Source organism: Olsenella sp. DNF00959 (assembly GCF_001553055.1).
Taxonomy (GTDB): domain Bacteria; phylum Actinomycetota; class Coriobacteriia; order Coriobacteriales; family Atopobiaceae; genus Olsenella_I; species Olsenella_I phocaeensis.
This window is the reverse complement of record NZ_KQ960123.1, coordinates 378895-393235: the sequence shown is the minus strand read 5'-3', so window position 1 is coordinate 393235 and position 14341 is coordinate 378895. Positions and strand designations below refer to the sequence as shown.

Here is a 14341-nt window from a genome sequence, read left to right as displayed (position 1 = left end):
AACCTATGCCATCTGATGGACGGCCTCGTGAAGGCGACGACGGTCATCAGGGTCGTCGCTGTTGTAGTGCCTCGAGTTGACAATGTACTCCTCGATGGCGTCAAGGTTCTTGTCGCTCGACTCGATGCCCAGGTCCTCGAAGCTGAGCGGCATGTCCATGGCACGCATGAACTCCCGAAGCTCCTGCACCTGGTCCTGCTGGCCGTTGAAGTAGAGCTGGCAGAAGAGCCCGACGCCGACGATCTCGCCGTGGACGGCCTTCTGGCCCTCTTTGGTGAAGATGGTCCTCACGCCGTCGTAGATCACATGCGCGAGCTCGGACTGCTTGAAGCTCTTCGTCGTGTTGGCGATGACGCCCGTGATGGGAACGTTCATGAACGCCACGTCGTTGAGTGCCTTGGTGGCCTCGTGCCTGCGGTTGTCTTCGATGGCCGTGAGGGCGTTGTCCTTGAGGACCCTGTAGGTGTACTCGGCGATGCTGTAGGCGCTGAAGATGTCGACGGGGGTGTCTGCCAGGCTGAGGGCGGGCTTTCCGTTCAGCATCTCGATGCGCTTGGCCATGGCGTCGACGATGCCAGCCGCGGTAAATCGGATGGGACAGTTCGCGATGACGTCCATGTCCATCAGGCATGCGTCGATCTCGTGGTCGAAGCGCCAGCTGAGCTTCTTGCCGCCCTCTGCGGTGTACATGACGCTCATGCAGGTGAAGGGGGCACAGCTCGATGCCGCAGTGGGAATGTTCACCGTGCCCAGGCCCGCCGTCTCGCCGACTGCCTTGGCGAGGTCCATGATCCTGCCCCCGCCAACGCCGACGACCTCGTCGGCACCGTACTTCCTTGCCTTCTCGGCGAGCTCCTCGGCACCCTCGAAGGAGCACCATCCCCCGTAGACCTCCACCTGGGGCCTGAGCCCATCCGCCTCCATGCTGCGCATCAGGGCGTCTCCCATTGCCTCCCAGGAGTTGGGGCCGGCGACCACGAGGGGACGCCTCCCGAATCGGCCGATCTCTGGGCCGCACTCCGCCAGCAAGCCCCGTTCCTGGCGATACCTTCCTGCTCCGAATTTGATTGCGGTGTCCAGCTCTGTCGTGCTGCTTGCCATGTCACTCATCTCCATCCACACGGCGTGAATACTGCGAAAGCCCTCGTGTCCTTAGGAGCGAATCCCTGACACGCGTTCCGACGCCTCTCGCGCGATGCGCGTCACCTCGGAGAAGTCGCCGTCCGCGAACAGGGCGGGCTTCACCATCCACGTTCCCCCTGCCGCAATCACCGCAGGATTGGAGAGGTACTCGCCAAGGTTGTCCCGGCTCACTCCTCCCGTGGGCATGAACCTATGCCCGACAAAGACCGAAGCGAGTGCAGTGATCGCCTTTGCGCCTCCGAAAAGATTCGCCGGGAAGAACTTCGTCACGTCGATTCCCTGGTTCCTCAGCCAGGTGATCTCGGTTGGCGTGACGCCGGCGGGAATGACGTTCACGCGCTCGGAGAGGGCCCACTCGACGACATCGCGATCCGTGCCTGGAGAGACGAGGTACCTTGCACCCGCGTCGACGGCACGCTTTGCCTGCTCCAGGTCAAGGACGGTTCCCGCGCCAACCAGGACGCCCGGGCACTCGCGGGAAATCAGCGAGATGCACTCTGCCGCCGCGGCGGTCCTGAACGTCACCTCCGCCGCAGGAAGTCCACCCTCCTCGAGCGCACGTGCCAGGGGAACGGCATCAGCCGGATCGTCTAGCACCACGACAGGCACCACGCCACAGCGAGCAACGTCCTCATAGAAGCCGTTCTCCTTCATGAATGAAATACCAGTCATCTGCCCTCCTAGCTTTGTCTAGAAAGATTTTCTCTCCTGACTCCAGTATAGCGAATTCTTTTTCCTATTTTCTTTCTATTGTCGAATTTTTTTCATATAGAAGACGAAAAGGAGATGGCTGTCCCGACCAGAGGAGCAGTCAGGACAGCCACCAACGTTCAGTTCAATGGGGAAATCGCGTTAGCTTTTTGCATTGACAGGCGCTTCGCCCCGTACAAACCTCTCGACATCACCGACGCATTTCTCACCCATTCCGTACAGACACTCCCTGGTATACGCAGAAATATGTGTCGTAACCAGGACCTTTGGGTGGTTGAAGTAAGGGTCATCCGGTGCAGGCGGCTCATCATGCATGACATCAAGAGCGAGACCAGCTACGGTTCCGTTATCAAGCGCCCTCAACATCGCCTCCTGGTCTATGAGGTCTGCTCGCGCATTGTCAACGACATAGACGCCTCTCTTCATGAGCGACAAAGTACGCTCGTTGATAATGTGATGTGAGCTCTCATTGAGATCTGCGTTGAGCGAGAGGACATCACACTGGGAGATAACCTCGTCGAGACCACAGTACCTCACTCCGAGAACATCAGCCCACATCCCATGTTGAATAGGATCGTATGCGAGAACTCGCATGTCAAAGCCACGGCTCAGAATCTCGACCACACGAGAGCCTATATTGCCACAGCCAACAATACCAAGGGTCTTTCCACTCAAACCAGACCCAATAAAGCTTGCTCTGTCAGCCCACCGACCCGCATTCGCTGCAGCATGAGAGTCACTGACTCTTCGCATGACATCCAACAACGTCGCAACCGCACCTTCTGCGACCGCATCGCGCTCAACCCTCGGGGAGACAGTTGTCACCAAGGTCCCGGCCCTCTTTGCAGCAACAACATCCACGTTGTTGAACCCAATTCCATGCCTGCTCAGAAGGAGCAAGTCCGTTTTGTACTCGAAGAACTCGGCATCAAAAAACGGGGTAACGGATGAAATGACGACATTAAAGTCCCTGAGGACATTGGCGAGCTCACGTCCATGGGCATCCCCAGCAATGCGCACACGAGCCACCCTGCCAATTTTTTCCAGTCTCTCCAGGTGCTCCGGATAGTACTGACCAAAAGATGATGAATTAACGATTGCAATTTGATAGTCCATGAATCCCAATCTCTTTTCGTCTTTCAGCAAAGTAAGTCTGAAGAGCTAAATCTCAAATTTTTTGTTGCAGAACGCATTTCTAGCGTTATATATCGTTATCTTTCGTATGGTTTCCTCAGGCACGCCGCAATCAATCAATCTCGGAACGAATATTCCGAAGTTGTAGCCCAATCCCGGACCGCCCTCGTATGCCCTGAAATAGGATTTTCCACCGAGATCCGCACCCATCAGGAGCTGATCCTCAAAGCCCAGGTCAATCATGCTCTTATACAGACTAACAATCACAGCGTCTGTGTAGTACTTAACTCGTGCAGCGCCATCGTATGCCAGGAACACTCCACGCTCGGCTATCGCTCTGTGGTAGTAGAGGTCTGGATTGCGATCAATGTGGCCAAGGATGATGTTGTCCGGGCTAACCCCGTTTCTTGTTAGGATGTCAATCGCCTCAAGCGCCATGGTTCCCTTTTCAAGGTGAAGAGAAATCGGTGCGCCCGTCTCGCCTGAGGCAATCGCTGCCGCCTCAAGTTCCTTCTTTTCAATCGATGTGATGCTCTGAAGGCTACATGCCGCCTTGATGAGTCCAGCCTTGCCCTCTGAACGTTTCACGACTGGACCAGCATAGTCGTAGACGTCTATACCCCTCATCACATCATCAATCAGGAGTTGAGCAAGTGTATCTCGATCGTATTTCCACAAGAAGTGAGACTTGTCATAGAGCTCTGACTTGTGAAAGCCTGTCGTTGACAGGATGTTAACTCCTGACTCACGACTAAGGAATCTCAAGCTTTCAATTGATCTGCCGCTGCCGATGGGTGTCATTTCGACCAGCGTGTTTCCGTTCACCGCTTTGAATAGCTCAAGTTCCTCCAGTGCCTTGCGTTCGTCATGCATGTCGAAATCTGAGCCATTGCAGATTACCTCGATGCCACCAACACGAATGAGGTGGTCATGAGCGTCTGTCATCCCGATGTCATCAACCGGCACTTTTCCGAGAACTGTCTGGACATATCTCATGACCAACCTCCATTCAGGCATAACACCGACAAGACTGAAATTAGATGAGGCCACCAATGAACTTAAATACCAGCAGAAGAGGCAGCCAGAGGACTGCGTAGTCAATGTTGCTGAACATGAGACCAGACCCGAAGAGAGAACCCATCATTGGGTATAGCGGGATGATAGCAAGGTGAGCAATGAGGCTGGAAACGAAGCCGCCCAGGAGTGCGCCCTTCCAACCACCGTACTTGTTACCAAACACACCGACTGTGCATCCGTCGAAGAAAAGGATGATGGGACTTGGGAAGACAACGACCGCGGAGCCGAGCACAGCCGTAAGCACGCACACAAGAATGCCAGCAGGAATAGATCCAAGGAAACCGAACATTGCACCAGAGGGGCTGTAAGGGTACAGGACGGGACAATCGAGTGCGGGAACTGAATTAGGAATGAGCTTCTCAGAAATGCCCTTGAAGGCGGGTATGATCGAGTTCAGGAACATGCGCACTCCGTAGAGCATCACCGCAACCCCGGCCGCGAACTGTAGACCTTGCATCAGCAGGAAGATAATCCAGTTCTGGGTGCCTGCAAGGGTCATAACCTGGTCCTCGCCAACCACTACACCGATGATCACGAAAAGAATGGGCATAATGAGGGAAAGCGCCAGTGTAACGTCCTGGAAAAGATAAAGACCGCCGGGAAGAACGATGTTGTCTGCGTCTTCCTCCTCGGCATGGTTCTTGAAGAGTTTGCCGCAAAGAGCGCCTATCAGGGTGCCAAACTGCTGAGCGTGGCCCAGAGTAAAGTCCTCGCCAAAATACTTCTTACCAAGGGCACGTGGAATTGCTGGAGTAAAGGTCCAGTAGAGCGCCGCGAGGACAGAGGAAACAACAATTAGGGGAATGCCCTCGAGACCCAACGTGGAGTTCACTGTAAGTGTCAGAAAGATAGCAAGATAAAGCATCATGTGCGCGGTAAGGTACACGTTCTTCATGCCTTTGTTTGGGATGAGGTATACGAGGACCAGATGAATCAAGAAGCCGAAGACAAAGATGGTCACGGCAGTCTCAGCCACTGATGTCATGGCGACTCCGAAAGCGGCCTCGTTCATAGGCATGACACCGCTAACGCCGACAACATTGTTGAGGAGCTGCATGACCGGGGTAATGGTTCCAGAAATGAGATTGGCACCAGCGCTAAGGATAAGCATGCCGACGACAGTCTTGATGACGGCATCAAAGATTTCGGACCCTTTGGATTTCTGGAGAAGCATACCCACAAGAGTGATGAGACCGAGGAAAATAGGTGCCTGGTCGAGAATTTGGAAGATAATAAAGTTCCCAATATTGCTAAGCAATTCCATGACTACCCCTTTGTTTGAGTCAGCTCAGACAAGAACGTGCTACTCACTAACTGAGGAGAAGTACTCATCTAACTTCGAGTTGATTTCGTCCTTCTTGATGAGGTTCGTAACGAGAATGACAGTGGACTGCTCGCTCACAGAGCTGGGAATGTGGTTTGCCATGCTCTTAGTGGTCAGGATGATGTCGCTCGTAATGCCCTTGACACTACCAATGTCAGCGACAGTCACATTCGCATCAATTCCATGACTCTTGACGTAATCCATGATTGCCATACGCGCAAGACTGCTTGTACCAAGTCCCATGCCGCAAAGAGCGGTGATGCTATATCTCTTTTTCATAAATCTCTCCTTTGCTCAGATGTGCACTCGCGGTCTCGATACCTCCTTACTAATACCTTGAGATCAATTCAATAACCTCTTCGGCATCACTAGCGTTCTTTATTTTCTTAACCGCTTCATCATCAGCGAGGAGGTTCGCGAAGCGCTGTAGAAGCTCAATGTGCGACTCGGAATCCAGCGCGCATAGACAAGCAACAAGCCACACGGGGTCGTTTTCCAGGTTCCCGAAGTTAACTGGGCTATTCAGTGTCACCAGGCTAAGACCGACTGCCTTTGCACCACTCTCGGGACGAGCATGAGGGATTGCAATACCAGGAGCGACAACCATGTACGGCCCTAGGTCAGCAACAGCATCAATCATGGCCGTGACAAAAGTTTTTTCTGCCTTGCCATTTGCAACAAGTAGATCACCACCAATCTGAATCGCTTGGCGATAGTCCTGAGCGTCAACGTTCAAGCTGATGCAATCTTTGTTTAGCCAGTTCTCAAGCATGTGTCTGCTCCTTTTTTGGTGGAGGAGGCTCGTTTCTAGTCCAGCTCCTCCCACCTGTGGTGGAAGGAGAGATCGTGAGGCTGGTCGTCACGGTGATAGGTGTGGGCGCCGAACCAGTCCCTCTGCGCCTGGCAGAGGTTCGCAGAGAGAAACTCACTCGTATAGCCATCGAAGTACATAAGGGAGTTGGCAAGGGTCGGGACATAGACGCCGGCCTCGATGGCCTTGACGACCACACGTCGCCAACCAGGCACGGCAGCCTTTATCTCGTCGCGAAACTCGTCGGTGAGCATGAGGTTCTGAACCTTGCCGTCACTCTGGTCATATGCCGCCTTGATGCGGCCGAGGAACTTCGCGCGAATGATGCAGCCCTCGCGCCAGAGCAGTGCGATGTCACCGAGCTTGAGGTTCCAGTCATGCTCGCGGGATGCCTTTTCCAGAAGCTGGAACCCCTGCGCGTAGGACATGATCTTGCTCGCGTACACCGCCTGCTCGAGGTCGGCGAGCAGCGCATCCCTGTCCTCGACGCTCACGCTCGGCTTGTCGGTGAACACCTTTGAGGCGATGACGCGCTCGTCCTTCACGGCCGAGAGGTTACGTGCGAATACGGCCTCCGCCATGGTGGGAATCGCCATGTGCATCTCGAGGCCCTCGATTGCCGTCCACATGCCCGTGCCCTTCTGGGCGGCTTCGTCCAAGATGTGGTCAATGAGGTCGTCACCCGTATCAGGGTCCTTCTCGCGAAGGATCTTGTAGGTTATCTCTATCAGGAAGGAATCCAAGCGGCCGTTGTTCCAGCTCTCGAAGGCGTCTGCCATCTCGGCGTTGCTCATGCCGAGCACGTTCTTCATGATGAAGTAGGCCTCGTCGATGATCTGGATGTCACCGTACTCGATGCCGTTGTGCACCATCTTGACGTACTGGCCGGAGCCCTCCGGACCGATGTAGTCGCAGCAGGGGCTGCCGTCCTCGGTATGGGCCGAAATGTCGGTCAGCAGCTTGCCAAGGTAGTTGTCATAGAGATTCTTGTCACCGCTGGGCATGATGGACGGACCGACGAGAGCGCCCTTCTCGCCTCCGGATACACCCATGCCAAAGAAGCTGATTCCCTTCTTTGCATAGTCCGCCATGCGGCGACTCGTGTCCTTGTAATAGGAGTTCCCGGCGTCGACGACGATGTCGCCCTCGCTGAGGAAGGGAAGGAGGCTGTCGGTGACCGCATCGACCACGGGACCGGCCTTCACCATGAGGATGACCTTGCGGGGAGCCTCAAGCGAGTCCACGAAGTCCTTGAGCTCGTATGTTGCGGTGACCTTGTCCTTCTGGGCCTTCACGCGACTCTCCATGAAGTCCTTGGTCGCCTCGCCGTGACGGTTGTAGACCGAGACGGTATAGCCATGATTGGCGATGTTGAGGGCAAGACTCTGGCCCATCACTCCCATTCCGACGACTCCCACGTAACTGCCCATGGCGCTCCCCTTTCAAAGAGATCCTTCTGGACAACGCAAACCACACATGAACTCCTGAGACTCGTCATATTCTAGACTAGTTTTTTCCAATTTAGTATTTGGTGTCGAAATTTTTTTGTTTTTTGTCGCGATTTGCGGTGGCAGGTCATTCAGGCGATAATATTGCAGGTATTTTTTATAATTGCTTTTATTAAAAGCGACGTTCTACTCTTGAGATTGGACGAGCGCAATGAGCGCAACCCCTGCCGTGCTGCTCAGAATCAAGTCCTCTTCTTCGACCTTCACGCCGAAGGAGCAGAAAATTGCTCAGTTCATCCTTGCCAATCCCGTCGAGGCCTCCCGAATGACGATCAGCGAGATGGCCTCGAAGCTCCGACTTGCGGACTCGACCATCTTCAAGTTCGCGAAGCGGTTAGGCTACCAGGGATTCAGGGAATTCCGTGACGACCTTCTCGCAGATGCCTACGACCCGCAGACGTCCATCCATGAGAACATTTGCCCGGACGACGACATCCCGACCGTAACCCAGCACGTGTTCCAGTCAAGCATCAAGTCTCTCGAAGACACGTTGCGCCTGCAGGACCCCGAAGCGATATCGAACGCCGTCGACATACTCCTGGGGTCGATGCGAGTGTCATTCCACGGCTGTGGAGAGTCGAACGCAGTCGCCTACGACTCATACCAGAAGTTCCTTCGCTCTCCCCTGCGCTCCCAGTTCGCCCAAGACTACCACCTGCAGCTCATGCAGGCATCCGTCATGGGGCCGGAAGACTGCGCCATCATCATCAGCCACACCGGGCTCACCAAGGAGATGATCCACCTCTCCGCCATAGCAAAGGATGCGGGCGCGCGCACCATCGTCATCACGAGCTACCCCTCGAGCAAGCTGTTGGAGAATGCGGACGTGGTCCTCGTCTCCATCTCGGACGAGACGGGCTATCGCTCCGAGTCGCTCTCCAGCCGCATCTCCCAGCTCGTCCTCATCGACACGCTCTACACGGCAGTGATGTTCAGGATGCCCCAGGTATCAGAGACCCTGCACAAGATGCGCCGGGCGATTGCGACCACGAAGGCAGACTACTCGGGCCAGATGGACCCCCTCTAGGAGCGAGCCTAGCCCCTCCTGCCTATGGGGACGTAGGCGAAGTCCCCCATGACCGAACGGTAGGCGGGACGTATGATGCGCGCGGCGCCATAGAGCTCCTCCATGCGATGGGCCGCCCAACCGGCGCAGCGGGCCATGGCGAAGATGGGCGTGTAGAGGTCCTTGGGGATGCCTAGCATGGAGTACACGAAGCCGGTGTAGAGGTCGATGTTGGTGCTGATGGGCTTGGTGATGCCGCGCACCTCGCGCATGAGCTCGGGGCCAAGCCTCTCCACGCGGCCAATGAGCTCGAGCTTGTCCAGCTCCCCCTTCTCCTCCGCAAGCTTCCTCGCCTGCTCGCGCACGACCTCGGCGCGCGGGTCGCTCACGGTGTATACGGCATGCCCCAGGCCGTATATGAGGCCGGTCCCGTCGAAGGCCTCGCGCCCCAGGATGCGCGTGAGGTAGTCCGCCACCTGCGTGTCGCTCGACCAGTCGCCCACGTGAGCGGCTATGTCCTCGATCATCTCCCCTGCCTTGTAGTTGGCTCCCCCATGCTTGGGGCCCTTGAGGGAGCCCAGCGCGGCGGCGTAGACGCTGTAGGCGTCCGTGCCCGAAGAGCTCAGCACGCGGCAGGTGAAGCTCGAGTTGTTGCCGCCGCCATGCTCCGCGTGCAGCATGAGCATGGCGTCGAGGAGCATGGCCTCACTCCTGCTGAAGCCCTCGTCCCCCCGCAGCACGTCCAGGATGGTCTCGGCCATGGAGTAGCCCTCTCGGGCGGGAGGCACGCGCAGGCGCACCCCCTCGTTCGAGGCGACGTAGGCCTGGTGCGCAACGCTCGCCACGCGGGGCCAGCGGCCCAGAAGCGAGAGCGCCACGTCTATCTCGTGCTCGGGCGAGGTGTCGTCCGGGTTGCGGTCGAAGGCGTAGAGCAGGAGGGTCGCGCGCTGCAGCACGTTCATGATGGAGTGGCTGTAGGTGACGCGCGGGAAGATGTCCAGGTAGCCCTCGGGCAGCTGTCGGCGGGAGTCGATGCGCGCACGGAAGTCGTCGAGCTCCGCCTGGGTGGGCAGGGCACCGGAGAGGAGGAGGTAGGCCACCTCCTCGTAGCCGAAGCGATCGTCGGCGTGGCTTCCCTCCACAAGGTCCGAGATGGAGTAGCCACGGTACCTGAGGTCCCCGCGGTCGGGGACGAGGCGCCCGTCCACCTTGTTATAGCCGTGCACGTTCGAGATGGTGGTGAGGCCCACAAGCACCCCGGAGCCGTCGGCGTTGCGCAGGCCGCGCTTCACGTCGTAGCGCTCGTAGAGCTCGTCCGGGAGCCTGTCCGCACGCTGCATGCCTTCGTAGAGGCCATCGGACGCGGCGGGACGCCCCAGCCCCTCGGAGGGCATGGGGTAGGCGTCGGCTATGTGGCTCAGGGCGGAGGTGTCCTTCGAGGTGAGGAAGCTCCTAACCCGATGCGTCAGGGGGCTCTTGGGCATGTCTCTTTCCACGCTCCTCTCGTCTGCCGCCATTGCGCGCGGGGGCGCCGCTGCGGCTGGCCGCGCTAGAGGCGGTACATGAAGTTGAAGACTTCCTCGCGCTGCATGTTGGTCTGCACGCCCAGCTCGCCCGAGAGGCCGCTCAGCTCGTCCTGGAGCGCGGAAAAGTCGACCTTGGAGTCGGCCAGGTCGACCAGCATGGTCATGGTGAAGGTACCCTGCAGGATCGTCTGGGAGATGTCCAGGATGTTTGCGCCGTGATGCGCGAGCGCCGCCGTGACCGCGGCCACGATGCCCGGGCGGTCGCTGCCCAGGACGGTGATGATGGCACGGGACTTGGAGGCTTCGTCTGCTACCGCCATGTGGCGTTTCTCCCCTCAAAGAGCGCGTGGGCACCGCATCGGCGCCCACGCTGGTTCTGCGTCATACCATTGTATGGCAGTCCCGCCCCCGTCCCGGCCGGACGGGCCAAGCGGGTGCACAAGCGTAACCTAGGCCGTGGCGGCATCCTCGCGCTGCGCGAAGAGCTGCTGCACGTCCTCCTTGGTGGAGTCCAGGGCCACGGCAAGCTCCTGCAGGGAGCGCTCGCGCGCCTGCTTGAGGATGCGCTCGTACGCCACGGGCGGCTTCTTGTTGTTGGCCCTGACCTGCGCGATGCGGCGGCGGAAGGTCTTCGCCACGCGCACGGAGTCACGGCAGCTGCCACGGCGAATCTTGTTCTTGAAGTACTCCTCCATGGCGTTGTTGTTGGGACCGAGCTCCACGACGTCCAGGCTCGGGTACTCGCCGATGAGGGTCATCGCCTCGTCGTGGGTGAGGACGGGGCGCAGGCGCGACTCGCTCGCAATGGGGAAGCTGATGCGCATGGGATGCCTCACGCCCACGGGCATGAGCTGATAGCTGGGCTGGGGGTCATCGACCACCTCATCCACCCTGCAGACACCCTGGCCCGGATGAACGATGTACTCCCCGACCTCATACATGCAGACAGCACCCCTTCCGTGTTCGACTTCTTCGAGTCTATCACGGAAGGGGAGAAAATCTCAAATTCTGCTCTGTTTACTCTTGCACTCAGGTAAGGGTAGCCGTATCTTTATCTATTTCCTTCTCGGCGATAGCCTAACTTGCCTGAACGGCGGCAGCCTCGGACTCCAGGCAGGAGAGGACCCAGGCGACAAGCCTGTCCTGCGGGTCTCCCGAGGCCTCGGCGAGCTCGTAGCCCCTCCCCCACACCGGGGTGAAGGCGACGTCCCTGACGCCGTCGTAGGCCGAGAGGGCGCGCGCGAGGTTGAGCTCCCCACAAAGCGCGGACTCGGTCTGGAAGAGCCCCGTGTTGATGCGCCAGTGTGGGGCGACCTTAGCCTGGCCGAAGCCCTCGTAGCTGCCACAGATGTGGTACAGCGGGTTCATGGACTGGACTCGGTCGGCCATGCTCACGCCCAAGGCGTCCTTCTTCACGACGTCCGCGCTCCAGGAGCTCACGTAGCTGCCGTCCCAGCCCTCGAAGGTCGCGTAGCTCACCTGGTTATTGGCCAGGAGGTCCGACACCGTGCGGTCGAAGTGGAGGGTGGACTCGGCGTCGATGCCAAAGAGCTGGTTCGCCATGGTAGAGCGGTCCAGCGCGTCGAAGGCGCAGACCTCCTTCTGTGCCGGGCGGCACTTCGCGACGAAGTCCCAAAGCTCCGTGATGCGCGCGGTCTGGCGCGAGCTGCTGTAGGTGATCCAACGCGAGTCCGAGTTGAGGGCAGAGAGGTAGCTACCCAGAGACTCATAGACCGTGGACTGCACCTGGGAGACGCCGGTGGCCGACACGGATCCGGCCGAAGACGACTCCGCCCCCGTACCATCTCCGCCCGTCCCGGACGTGCCCGCACCAGAGGTCGTGGACGTGGAGCCAGCGGAGCTCAGGGCGTCGATCTCGTCCGCGCCCGAGGCGGCGAGGTTGGGGTCGCCCGGGAAGCAGGAGTCGGACATTCGGGCGGGCGTGTAGGTGTAGGGGAACTCGGTGCTGGAGAGGAAGCTGCTCGCGCCGTCCTCGATGCAGCCTAGCAGCTGGTCGTAGTACTCGCCCGCAAGGTAGCTCCCGTCCGAGGTCTCCTCGAGCCCGAGGGCGTTGCCCTTGTTGTCCGTCAGGCCGAGCTGGTTCACGTAGTCGCCGTAGGAGTCGGCGAGGTCGTGCGAGAGCTGGGCGGTCCAGCTGCCCTCCTTGCGCGTCCCCGTGGTGGAGAACTGGCCCATCATCCATTCGTACGCCCCGTCAGCGGTGTCGAAGGAGGTGACGGGACACCAGGAGGCGGAGCCGCAGATGGCGTCGGACACCGCGTTGCCCTCGTGGTCGTGCGTCACGGCGCCGATGGCCTCCAGGTACTTCTGGTAGAGCGCGGAGTCCCCGCCCGCACCGAGGACCGCCGAGACGCCGCCGCCCGCGCCGTAGCCCGCGACGAAGACGCGGTCCAGGTTGGCGGGGAGCTTGGAGGCGTTGTAGCGCAGGTAGCGCACGGCCGCCTTGAGGTCGACGACCGGCCAGGGTGCGCCGCCCGGATAGAGGTCCTGGGAGTCGCTCGCGATTCCCGCGGAGCGACCGCGGAAGCCCGCATAGACGTACACCATGCCGGCAGAGAGGTAGCGGCTCAGGCCGTCGTAGGAGTAGGAAGTGGGGCAGGCCTGGGCGTTGAGGCGGGCGGAGTTCACAGGCATGACGACGGGCGCCGTCTTGGGAGTGAGGCCGGCCAGGGTGGCGTCCGACTTCACCGTGCACTTGTAGCTCTCGCCCGACTTCTGCGCGTCGAAGTAGGCGCCCGGCACGAAGATGGCCAGGGACTCGTAGGACTCGCTGCCGGGCTTCAAGCAGTACTTGACGCCCAGCTGGTAGTAGCAGTCGTTGGCAGCGTCGTACTTCCAGGCGTCGTCCTTGAGTGCCAGCCCCTCGAACTCCTCGAGGTTGACGGAGGACTGCTCCTGCTGCTGGTCAGTGGCCTGGTCGCTCGTCTGCCCGCCGGGGCGCGCGCAGGCGGCGAGGCCCAGGCCTGCGGTTACGGCCGAGAGGGCGAGGAAGTCTCTTCTGCTGGCGTTCATGTGTCCTCCTAGTTGCGTGCGCTCCCCTGCGCGCCGTGTCTGACGTTCGTGCTGGGCGTTGCGCCATCTGACGTGGCGGCGCGATTACCCGGCGTCCGTGCTACTGGTCTCGAACGCTCCGCGAGATCTGGTCTGCCACCGACGCCCCGTGGCGACGGTCCTCTCCCCAGAAGCAGCACGAGACCATGCCGGGACCCACGTGGCAACCGATGGTCGGCCCTATGGTCGAGACCATGGTGACAGCAGAGTCGTTGCCCTTATGGATGATGTCCGCGAGGCGATCGGCGTCGCGGGGGCAGTCGGCGTTGCCGATGGCCACCACGTTGGAGAAGAGGTCGTCGTTGTGGTTCCGCTCGTAGAAGGAGGCCAGCTTGCGCAGGCCCTTCTTGCGCCCACGTGAGATGCCGATGACGCTGAGCGCCCCGTCGAGGTCAAAGGTGAGAAGGGGCTTCACGTCCAGGGCCCCGCCCAAGACGGCAACCGACTTGGGAACGCGCCCGCCGCGATGCAGGGCGTCCAGGTCGTCCACCATGAAGATGGTCTGCACGAAGTAGCGCGCCTCCTCCGCCCAGCGGACCATCTGGTCTGCCGTGAGGCCCTTGTCACGCTGGCGGATCGCCTCGACCACGAAGAGGTACTGCGCCGTCGATCCCAGCTTGAGGTCGACGATGCTGATGGGCAGGCTGTGGCCCACCTCCTCCTCCAGACGCGCGAGCGCCGTCTGGGCCCCCTCGTAGCAGCCCGAGATGCCGCTCGAGAAGCAGAGGTAGACGGCAGGGAGCTCGAGTTCCGCCGCCTCGCGGAAGGCGCGCTCGAACTCCAGCTGGGAGGGTTGGGAGGTCATGGGGCAGGCGCCCTTGCGAATCTCCTCGTAGAAGCTGTGGGGGTCACGGCTTTGGAAGAGGTCGTCCTCGCCGCTGAGCCCGCCCTCACGGCCGGCCTCGGTGTAACTGAAGTGCAGGCAGCGTATGCCGGAGTCCTCCACCATCTGCTGCGTGAAGTCGCAGGGCGAATCCGTCATCAGGTTGAACTTCGCTGGCATGCATCCTCCTCGGCGCGGGTGGACCT

General features: G+C 59.5%; 14 protein-coding genes. 1 reads left to right on the top strand and 13 read right to left on the bottom strand.

Annotation, left to right across the window (positions count from 1 at the left end):
* Positions 1–3: 3 nt before the first annotated feature.
* The 8 genes from HMPREF1868_RS01710 to gndA all read right to left on the bottom strand — a co-directional run bounded on the left by HMPREF1868_RS01710 (position 4) and on the right by gndA (position 7630).
* A complete protein-coding gene (locus tag HMPREF1868_RS01710; RefSeq protein ID WP_009279646.1) occupies positions 4–1101 on the bottom strand; it encodes an iron-containing alcohol dehydrogenase family protein in 1098 nt (365 codons plus the stop codon).
* A 51-nt stretch (positions 1102–1152) separates the two neighbouring features.
* Positions 1153–1815, bottom strand: a complete 663-nt coding sequence (locus tag HMPREF1868_RS01705; protein ID WP_197414916.1) for a bifunctional 4-hydroxy-2-oxoglutarate aldolase/2-dehydro-3-deoxy-phosphogluconate aldolase — start codon at positions 1813–1815, stop codon at positions 1153–1155.
* Positions 1816–1995: 180 nt separating this feature from the next.
* A complete protein-coding gene (locus HMPREF1868_RS09500; RefSeq protein ID WP_072500684.1) occupies positions 1996–2970 on the bottom strand; it encodes a D-isomer specific 2-hydroxyacid dehydrogenase family protein in 975 nt (324 codons plus the stop codon).
* A 45-nt stretch (positions 2971–3015) separates the two neighbouring features.
* The gene (locus tag HMPREF1868_RS01695) at positions 3016–3984 is read right to left on the bottom strand and encodes a phosphotriesterase family protein (RefSeq protein ID WP_062529814.1); all 969 of its coding nucleotides are present in this window, start codon (positions 3982–3984) and stop codon (positions 3016–3018) included.
* Positions 3985–4024: 40 nt separating this feature from the next.
* The gene (locus tag HMPREF1868_RS01690) at positions 4025–5329 is read right to left on the bottom strand and encodes a PTS ascorbate transporter subunit IIC (RefSeq protein WP_062529812.1); all 1305 of its coding nucleotides are present in this window, start codon (positions 5327–5329) and stop codon (positions 4025–4027) included.
* A 39-nt stretch (positions 5330–5368) separates the two neighbouring features.
* Positions 5369–5668 (bottom strand): PTS sugar transporter subunit IIB, encoded by a 300-nt coding sequence (locus HMPREF1868_RS01685; protein ID WP_062529810.1) that lies wholly within the window; start codon positions 5666–5668, stop codon positions 5369–5371.
* A 49-nt stretch (positions 5669–5717) separates the two neighbouring features.
* Positions 5718–6161 carry a PTS sugar transporter subunit IIA gene (locus HMPREF1868_RS09495; RefSeq protein WP_072500683.1) on the bottom strand — a complete coding sequence of 148 codons (444 nt, stop codon included), beginning with the start codon at positions 6159–6161 and terminating at the stop codon, positions 5718–5720.
* Between the two features lie 35 nt (positions 6162–6196).
* Positions 6197–7630, bottom strand: a complete 1434-nt coding sequence (gene gndA, locus HMPREF1868_RS01680; protein ID WP_062529808.1) for an NADP-dependent phosphogluconate dehydrogenase — start codon at positions 7628–7630, stop codon at positions 6197–6199.
* Positions 7631–7859: 229 nt separating this feature from the next.
* Here gndA and HMPREF1868_RS01675 point away from each other — a divergent pair, with 229 nt between their 5' ends.
* Positions 7860–8735 (top strand): MurR/RpiR family transcriptional regulator, encoded by an 876-nt coding sequence (locus HMPREF1868_RS01675; RefSeq protein WP_062529805.1) that lies wholly within the window; start codon positions 7860–7862, stop codon positions 8733–8735.
* 8 nt (positions 8736–8743) lie between these two features.
* On the opposite strand, the gene HMPREF1868_RS01670 is transcribed toward HMPREF1868_RS01675, so the two are convergent.
* From HMPREF1868_RS01670 to HMPREF1868_RS01650, 5 genes are all read right to left on the bottom strand, one after another.
* Complete coding sequence (locus tag HMPREF1868_RS01670) at positions 8744–10198, bottom strand: citrate/2-methylcitrate synthase (protein WP_082719468.1); 1455 nt, start codon at positions 10196–10198, stop codon at positions 8744–8746.
* A 65-nt stretch (positions 10199–10263) separates the two neighbouring features.
* Positions 10264–10560: an ACT domain-containing protein gene (locus HMPREF1868_RS01665; RefSeq protein ID WP_009279658.1), complete on the bottom strand. Its 297-nt coding sequence runs from the start codon at positions 10558–10560 to the stop codon at positions 10264–10266.
* A 129-nt stretch (positions 10561–10689) separates the two neighbouring features.
* Positions 10690–11181, bottom strand: coding sequence for a CarD family transcriptional regulator (locus HMPREF1868_RS01660; protein ID WP_062529804.1), 492 nt, complete (start codon positions 11179–11181; stop codon positions 10690–10692).
* A gap of 136 nt (positions 11182–11317) precedes the next feature.
* Positions 11318–13273, bottom strand: coding sequence for a subtype A tannase (locus tag HMPREF1868_RS01655; protein WP_062529802.1), 1956 nt, complete (start codon positions 13271–13273; stop codon positions 11318–11320).
* A 100-nt stretch (positions 13274–13373) separates the two neighbouring features.
* Positions 13374–14315, bottom strand: coding sequence for a DegV family protein (locus HMPREF1868_RS01650; RefSeq protein WP_062529800.1), 942 nt, complete (start codon positions 14313–14315; stop codon positions 13374–13376).
* Positions 14316–14341 lie beyond the last annotated feature (26 nt).